The following is an 8,144-nucleotide window of genomic DNA, read 5'->3' on the forward strand; positions in this document are numbered from 1 at the left end:
CAGGTGGGCCACAAGGACGAGAAGGGCGTGTTCCGCGGCACCCGTGAGCGCCGCTTCCAGGTGTTCCCGGGCTCGGCGCTCGCCAAGGCGCCGCCAGCGTGGATCATCGCCGCGCAGATCATCGATAGCGGCGGCCGCGTATGGGCCATGATGAATGCGCGGATCGACCCGGCGTGGGTCGAGCAGCAGGCCAGCCACCTGGTGCGCGCCACCGCGCGCGATGCCCACTGGTCGCGCAAGCGGGGCACCGTGGTCGCCTACGAACAGGTGACGCTGTTCGGGCTGGTGCTCGTCGAGCGCCGCCCCGTGACGTTTCAGAAACAGGACCCGCGGCTCGCCCACGACATCTTCGTGCGCGAGGCACTGGTCCGTGCCGACCTCGACAGCCGGGCGGACTTCGTCCGTGCGAACCAGCGCGTGCTTGAGCAGGCCCACGATATCGAGGCGAAGCAGCGCCGCGCCGGCCTGCTGCGTTCCGATGAAGATCTCGCCGCGTTCTTCGACGGCAAGTTGCCCGAATCGATCGCCGACACGCGCGCGCTGGATGCCTGGTTCCGCAAGGCGTCGCCGGGCGAACAGGCGGCGCTGCGCTGGACCCTCGCCGACGTGATGGATGCGGGGGCCGGCCTCGATCCCAAGGCCTTCCCGGCTTCCATGGACATAGGCCAGCACCGTTACCGGCTCGAGTACCGCTTCGTGCCGGGCGATCCGGCGGATGGCGTCACCATCAACGTTCCGCTCGCCTTCCTCAACGCCGTGCCTGCGGCGCGTGGCGAATGGCTGGTGGGTGGCCTGCTGGCCGACAAGGTCGCGGAACTCATCCGCGGCTTGCCGAAGGCGCTGCGCCGGAATTTCGTTCCGGCCCCGGACTTCGCGCGCGCGTTCACCGAAGCGGAGGCGCCACGCGACGAGCCACTTGCGAAGGCGCTCGCAGCGTTCCTGAAACGCACCACGGGCGTCGACGTGGATGCGGCCGCGTTCGCCGAGGCCGAGGTGCCGGCGCACCTGCTCATGCGCTACCGCGTGCACGACGAGAACGGCCGCACGGTGGCCGAAGGCCGTGACCTGGCCGCCATCCGCGCGCAATGGGAAGGCAAGGCGCGGGAGGCGTTCTCCCGCAAGACCGACATCGAACTCACCCGCGAGGACATCCTCACCTGGGATTTCGATGCGATCCCCACGGAAGTGCGCTCCGAAGCGGGGCTCAAGGCCTATCCCGCGCTCGTGGACCTGGGCGAGGCGGTCGCGCTGCGCGTCTTCGAGCGTGCCGACGAGGCCGCCGAGGCGCACGTTGCGGGCGTCGAGCGCCTGTTGCGCGGTGCGCTGGCGCCTGAGTTCAAGCGTGCCCGCCGGCAGCTGCCGATCAGCAACCCGCTTTCGCTGAAGTACGCGCCACTGGGCAGCGTGGACGCGCTTCGCGATGACCTGGTCGAGGGTGGCTTCGCCGACATGCTGGCCGATGCGAAGCTCAACGTACGCACGCTCGGCGATTTCGAGCACCTCAAGGGTGAGTTTGCGCGCGGCCTGTTCGGCGCGGCGATGGCCCGGCAGAAGCTTGCCGAGCCGATCATCGAGGCGCAGGCCGAGCTCAAGCCGTGGATGGAGCCGCCGCTGATGGGCTTCGCCAAGGCGAGCTACGACGACCTGCGCGAGCAGCTGGCGGCGCTGCTCCTGCCGGGCTTCCTGCGTGAACTGCCGGTCGCACGCCTGGCCCATATTCCGCGCTACCTGAAAGCGATGCGGCTGCGGGGCGAACGCCTGCGCCAGGATCCGCAGCGCGACCAGGCGCGTATGCTGCAGGTGCTGCCGTACTGGCGGGCGCTGTTGAACGCCAGCGGTACCGCGCTGGATGCGGTGGACTGGGCCGAGCTGCGCTGGCTGGTCGAGGAGTGGCGCGTCTCCCTGTTCGCGCAGGAACTGAAAACAGCCGAGCCCGTCTCGGCCAAGCGCCTCGCCCGGGCCCTGGAAGCCGCACAGGCACATACCGCATGAAGAGTTCGCAGGCCAACCCGGGTAGGGAAAACGCGACCGATGCGGCCGTGCGTTCGCCGCTGACCGACCAGGCACGCGAGGCATGCGTGGTGCTGCCGGCGGCGGCGCGTGCCGAAGCGGAAACGATCATCGAGCTGCTGCGCCAGCTGGGGTGCGACGACGAAACCTGCGCCTCGGCGATGTGGTTCTCGCTGATGCGCGGGTTGCCCGGCGCCGCCGACGCCGCCTCGGCGTCATGGCCAGCGTCGCTCAGGCGTCTCGTGGATGGGCAAGGTGAAGCGGAGAAGGTCTGGACGCTGCACGCGGAACGCGGCCCCGCCACCGGCTCGGAAGGCCTCCGCCGGCTGCTGCTGGCGATCATCCGCGACCTGCGCGTGGTGTTCGTCCTGCTCGCGCGGCAGCTCGCCGCCATGCGCACCGCGATGTCGCTGCCGGATGCGGAGCGCCGCGAGCTGGCCCAGCTCACCTCCGATATCCACGCGCCGCTGGCCAACCGCCTCGGTATCTGGCAGCTGAAATGGGAACTCGAGGATCTGGCGTTCCGCTACCTCGAACCGGAAACCTACCGCCGCATCGCGCGCCTGCTCGACGAGCGCCGTGCGGACCGCGAGAGCTTCATCGCGGAAAGCCTCGCACAGCTGCGTGAGGTGCTTGGCCATGCGGGCATCCGCGCGGACCTGGCCGGGCGGCCGAAGCACATCTTCTCCATCTGGAAAAAGATGAAGAAGAAGGGCCTCGAGTTCTCCGACCTGTACGACATCCGCGCCGTGCGGATCCTGGTGGACTCGGTGGCCGACTGCTATGCGGCGCTGGGCCTGGTGCACAGCCTGTGGCCGCACCTTCCCGGTGAATTCGACGATTACGTGGCCCGGCCCAAGGGCAATGGCTACCGTTCGTTGCATACCGCGGTGATCGGCCCGGAAGGCAAGACGCTCGAGGTGCAGATCCGGACGCATGAAATGCACCGCGCCAACGAACTGGGCGTGGCCGCGCACTGGCGCTACAAGGAAGGTGGCGGGGCGGATGCCGAGTTCGAGGCCAAGATCGCGTGGATGCGCAAGCTGCTCGAACCGCGTGGCGAGGATGATGCCGAGCTGGCCGCCGGGTTTGAAACCGAACTGATGGAAGACCGCGTGTACGTGCTTTCGCCCAAGGGCGAAGTGATCGACATGCCACGCGGCGCCACGGTGCTCGATTTCGCGTACCACATCCACACCGAGGTGGGGCATCGCTGCCGGGGCGCCAAGCTCAACGGCCGCATCGTCCCGCTGACGACGCAGCCGCGCAGCGGTGACCGTGTCGAGATCCTCACGACCAAGATTTCCGAGCCCAGCCGTGACTGGCTCTCGGTGCACCACGGCTACCTCGCGACGTCGCGCGCGCGGGAAAAGGTGCGCGCGTGGTTCCGGCGCGAGGCGCACGAAGCCAACATCATTGCCGGCAAGGCCACGCTGGAAAAAGAACTACGGCGGCTTGCCGTGGATGACGTGGACCTTGCTGCGCTGGCGGCGCATTTCCGCCTGAAGGGCGTCGAGGACCTGTTCGTGACCGTGGAGCTGGGCGAGGTATCCCTCGGCCAGATCGCGCGGCACCTGCAAGAGCCGGCCGAGGTGGATTTCACCCAGTCGTCGGCACCGGTGGCCGCGCGTGGTGCCCAGCACGACCGCGGCGCCCTCTCGATCGAGGGCATTGGCAACCTGCTGACGACGCTCGCCCGCTGCTGCCAGCCGCTGCCGGGCGATCCCGTGCGCGGCTTCATCACCCGGGGGCGCGGTGTTTCGGTGCACCGCACCGATTGCGCATCGCTGGCCCGGCTCGCCCGCAAGGATCCCGATCGCGTGATCGAGGTGAGCTGGGGCAGGGTGGAAGTGCAGAATTACGAGGTCGACATCGAACTGCGCGGGTACGACCGCAAGGGCCTGCAGAAGGATGTCGCCACGACCATCAACAACATCGGCCCGCACATCGTCGCCTCGTCGAGCCGGGTGAACACGCGGACCAGCGAGGTCGATATGCGTTTCACCCTGCGCGTGCGCGATTACGAGCAGTTGTCCTTGCTGCTGGGCAGGCTCTCGGCGCTGCCCAACGTCACCGATGCCCGGCGAGTGGGCGGGCGGTAGGGGTCAAGCGCGCTCCTGCAAGGCCTGTGTGGGAGCGCGCTTGCGCGCGATGCTTACATCCCGCCCAGGAGGCTGGCGCCGGCATTCTGTAGCGGCGCCACGATCAGCATGCGGGCCAGGAACAGGCCGATCAGCACGACCGTCGGCGAGAAGTCCAGCCCGCCGATCGTCATGCGGCCGCGCAGGGGGCGCACCAGCGGCTCGGCCAGCGCGGTGACGAAGCGTGCGACGGGATGGTAGCGATCGGTCGAGAGCATGCTCATCAACGACCACACGAACACCACCACGATCCAGGTCAGCAGGAAGAAATCGAGCAGGTCGGCGATGCTGAGTACCAGCAGGCCCAGCGGCGCGGGCATCACGCCCGCGAGCAGCAGGTGCAGCAGCCACTTCAGGCATTCCAGCAGCAGGGCCACGACGAGCGCAGCCAGGCTGATCCGGCGGACGCTGGGGAGTGCCTTGCGCAGCGGGCGCAGCACCGGGTTGGTGAAGCGGTAGAGGAACTGGCAGATCGGGTTGTTGAAATCGGCACGGTTGGCTTCGGCCAGCAGGCGAAGCACGAAGAGCGCGACAAGGGCCCCGAAGAGCGTATTGAGCAGGAAGTCCCCTGCGTTTGCCAGGTAGTTCACGAGTTCGATTCCATCTGTTCGGAGAGCTCCACGCCACGGCGGCGGGCGGCATCGACCGCGCGCGCCACGATGGCGGGGAAATGGTCGGCCTGGAAACTTTCCAGGGCGGCCTGGGTGGTGCCGTTGGGCGAAGTCACCTTCTGTCGGAGGGTGGCGGCGGTATCGTTCCCCTCAACCAGCATGCGGCCCGCGCCAAGCACGGTATGCGCGGCCAGGGCTCGCGCGGTCTCCCGGGACAAGCCCTGCGAGAACGCCGCGTTCTCCAGGGCTTCGGCCATGAGGAACATGTAGGCCGGGCCGGAGCCGGAGAGCGCCGTGACGATATCGAGCTGGTCTTCCTCCGGCACCCAGACGGTCAGGCCGGCGGCATCCAGTACGTGCTGGGCCTCGGCACGCTGCGGGGCGCTGACCCGCGCGTTGGCGTACAGGCCGGTTGCGCCCGCGCCAAACATGGCCGGCGTATTCGGCATGCAACGCACGACGGGCAGGGCGGCGTCCAGCCAGCGCTCGATCTGGGCGATGCGGATACCTGCGGCGATCGAGACCACCATGGGGCGGTGCTGCTGCACCACTGCGCGCAGCCCGCGGCAGACCTCGGCCATCATCTGCGGCTTGACCGCCAGGACGAGGAGGCCAGCCCCCTCGGCCGCCGCGGCGTTATCGGTATATGTCGCCACGCCGTACTGGCGTGACAGTTCCTGCAGGGCCTCGGCGCGCGGCTCCGCCACGGCGATGCCGCCGGGCTGGGCGCCGTGGCGGACAAGGCCGGCGACCAGGGCCGTGGCCATATTGCCGCCACCGATGAAGGCGATCCGGTTCATGGGGTGTGTTCGCTCCATTCGCGACGTCTTTCACATACCTACGAAGCATATATGCTGCGCCGCCTTGCGCCGACCCCCGGGGGTGGTTACCTTTGGCCCACAAAGAAAGGGGACCCCAATGGATATCGCCGAACTCCTTGCCTTCTCCGTGAAGAACAAGGCCTCCGACCTGCACCTTTCCGCAGGCCTGCCGCCCATGATCCGCGTGGACGGCGACGTTCGACGGATCAATATCCCGCCCCTCGAGCACAAGCAGGTCCACTCGCTGATCTACGACATCATGTCGGACAAGCAGCGCCGCGACTACGAGGAATTCCTCGAGGTCGACTTCTCCTTCGAGATCCCGGGCCTGGCCCGCTTCCGCGTCAACGCGTTCAACCATAACCGCGGCGCTGGCGGCGTCTTCCGTACCATTCCGTCGGAAGTGCTCACCCTGGAAGACCTGGGTGCCCCCCGGATCTTCCGCGAACTGATCGAGCAGCCGCAGGGCCTGGTGCTGGTCACCGGCCCGACCGGTTCGGGCAAGTCGACGACGCTGGCGGCGATGGTCGACCACATCAACAAGAACGAATACGGCCACATCCTCACCGTCGAGGACCCCATCGAATTCGTGCACACCTCGCAGAAGTGCCTGGTCAACCAGCGCGAAGTCCACCGCGATACCCACGGCTTCAACGAGGCGCTGCGTTCCGCGCTCCGCGAAGATCCGGATTACATCCTGGTCGGCGAGCTTCGCGATCTCGAGACGATTCGCCTTGCCCTGACCGCCGCGGAAACCGGCCATCTTGTGTTCGGCACGCTGCATACGTCGTCGGCCGCCAAGACCATCGACCGCATCATCGACGTGTTCCCGGCGGGCGAGAAGCCGATGGTCCGCTCGATGCTGTCCGAATCGCTGCGCGCCGTCATCTCGCAGTCGCTGCTGAAGAAGGTGGGCGGTGGCCGGCTGGCTGCGCACGAGATCATGGTCGGCATCCCGGCCATCCGTAACCTGATCCGCGAGGACAAGGTGGCCCAGATGTACTCGGCCATCCAGACCGGCCAGCAGTACGGCATGCAGACCCTGGACCAGAACCTGCTCGACCTGGTCAAGCGCGGCCTCATCACCCGCCAGGAAGGCGCCATGTACGCCAAGAACAAGGAAGGCTTCCGCTAAGCCAGCGGCGAACCACCGGCGGCACGCTCCCCCTGTGGGAGCGCGCTCGCGCGCGATGCCCGCCACGGACCGCGCCGCGCCCGCCCGTGTGATAACCGTCGCTGCAGCCACCACCGGGCAGGTATATGATCCGCCCAAGGGTGCCGGCCCATCCCGGCAACGGGGATCCAGGCCATGAGCGAGTTCGATTTCACCTCCTTTCTTAAGCTGATGGTGCACAAGCAGGCGTCCGACCTGTTCATCACCGCCGGCGTCGCGCCCTCCATGAAGGTGCAGGGCCGTATCGTGCCCATCACGCAAAGCCCGCTGTCCGCGCAACAGTCGCGCGACATGGTGCTGAACGTGATGACCCCGGCCCAGCGCGAAGAATTCGAAAAGACCCACGAGTGCCAGTTCGCGATCAGCGCGTCGGGCGTGGGCCGCTTCCGTGTGTCGTGCTTCTACCAGCGCAACTGCGTGGGCATGGTCCTGCGCCGCATCGAGTCCAAGATCCCGACGCCGGAAGAGCTGAACCTGCCGCCGATCATCAAGCAGCTGGCGATGACCAAGCGCGGCATCATCATCTTCGTGGGTGGTACCGGTACCGGTAAGTCCACGTCGCTCGCCTCGATGATCGGTTACCGCAACCAGAATTCCACGGGCCACATCATCACGATCGAGGACCCGATCGAATACGTGCACCGCCATGAAGGCTGCATCATCACCCAGCGCGAACTCGGCATCGATACCGACAACTGGGAAAACGCGCTGAAGAACACGCTGCGCCAGGCGCCCGACGTGATCATGATCGGCGAAGTGCGTACGCGCGAGACGATGGAACACGCGATCAACTTCTCGGAAACAGGCCACCTGTGCCTGTGCACGCTGCACGCGAACAACGCCAACCAGGCGCTGGACCGCATCCTGCACTTCTTCCCGGAAGACCGCCGCAGCGCGCTGTTCATGGACCTTTCGCTGAACCTGAAAGGCATCGTGGCCCAGCAGCTCATCCCCACGCCCGATGGCAAGGCACGCCGCGTCGCCGTGGAAGTGCTGCTCGGCACGCCGCTCGCGCAGGATTACATCCGCCAGGGTGAGATCCACAAGCTCAAGGAGCTGATGCGCGACTCGAACCAGCTGGGCATGCGCACCTTCGACCAGAGCCTGGTCGAGCTGTACCACGGTGGCGAGATCTCGTACGAAGATGCCCTGCGCCACGCCGACAGCTCGAACGAAGTGCGCCTGCGCATCAAGCTCGCCCAGGGCGGCGATGCGCACACGCTCTCGCAGGGCCTGGAAGGCGTCGAGATCGACACGGCCAACGACAAGAACACGTTCGGCGGCATGCTGCACCGCTAAAAAAGAAACTGTGGGAGCGGGCGGGGGGGCCCGGGGTTGTGGTGGAGAGGCCAAGAACGCGCCCACCCGCCCCCACCACCGCCCCAAA

6 protein-coding genes are annotated in these 8,144 nt (G+C 67.2%); 4 read left to right on the plus strand and 2 right to left on the minus strand.

Features of this window, described 5'->3' with window-relative positions; translation table 11 throughout:
• Window positions 1–1,992 (plus strand): DUF3418 domain-containing protein (locus ACTHLF_RS14465; RefSeq protein WP_440328046.1); only part of this gene is annotated, 1,992 nt, incomplete at its 5' end.
• Window positions 1,989–4,112 carry a bifunctional (p)ppGpp synthetase/guanosine-3',5'-bis(diphosphate) 3'-pyrophosphohydrolase gene (locus ACTHLF_RS14470; RefSeq protein ID WP_440328047.1) on the plus strand — a complete coding sequence of 708 codons (2,124 nt, stop codon included), beginning with the start codon at window positions 1,989–1,991 and terminating at the stop codon, window positions 4,110–4,112. The genes ACTHLF_RS14465 and ACTHLF_RS14470, both read left to right, overlap by 4 nt.
• A gap of 53 nt (window positions 4,113–4,165) precedes the next feature.
• Here the strand turns inward: ACTHLF_RS14470 and ACTHLF_RS14475 are convergent, their stop codons facing one another.
• Both ACTHLF_RS14475 and proC read right to left on the minus strand, forming a co-directional pair.
• A complete protein-coding gene (locus tag ACTHLF_RS14475; protein WP_440328048.1) occupies window positions 4,166–4,741 on the minus strand; it encodes a YggT family protein in 576 nt (191 codons plus the stop codon).
• Complete coding sequence (gene proC / locus ACTHLF_RS14480) at window positions 4,738–5,562, minus strand: pyrroline-5-carboxylate reductase (RefSeq protein WP_440328049.1); 825 nt, start codon at window positions 5,560–5,562, stop codon at window positions 4,738–4,740. Before proC ends, ACTHLF_RS14475 begins: the two co-directional genes overlap by 4 nt.
• A gap of 118 nt (window positions 5,563–5,680) precedes the next feature.
• Here proC and ACTHLF_RS14485 point away from each other — a divergent pair, with 118 nt between their 5' ends.
• Together ACTHLF_RS14485 and ACTHLF_RS14490 are read left to right on the plus strand one after the other, a co-directional pair.
• Window positions 5,681–6,718 carry a type IV pilus twitching motility protein PilT gene (locus tag ACTHLF_RS14485; protein ID WP_440328050.1) on the plus strand — a complete coding sequence of 346 codons (1,038 nt, stop codon included), beginning with the start codon at window positions 5,681–5,683 and terminating at the stop codon, window positions 6,716–6,718.
• 174 nt (window positions 6,719–6,892) lie between these two features.
• Entirely contained in the window at window positions 6,893–8,056 is a 1,164-nt protein-coding gene (locus tag ACTHLF_RS14490) for a PilT/PilU family type 4a pilus ATPase (RefSeq protein WP_440328051.1), read from the plus strand.
• The last annotated feature ends 88 nt before the right edge of the window (window positions 8,057–8,144 follow it).

This window comes from Luteibacter sp. (genome assembly GCF_051958795.1).
In the GTDB taxonomy this organism is placed as follows: Bacteria; Pseudomonadota; Gammaproteobacteria; order Xanthomonadales; family Rhodanobacteraceae; genus Luteibacter.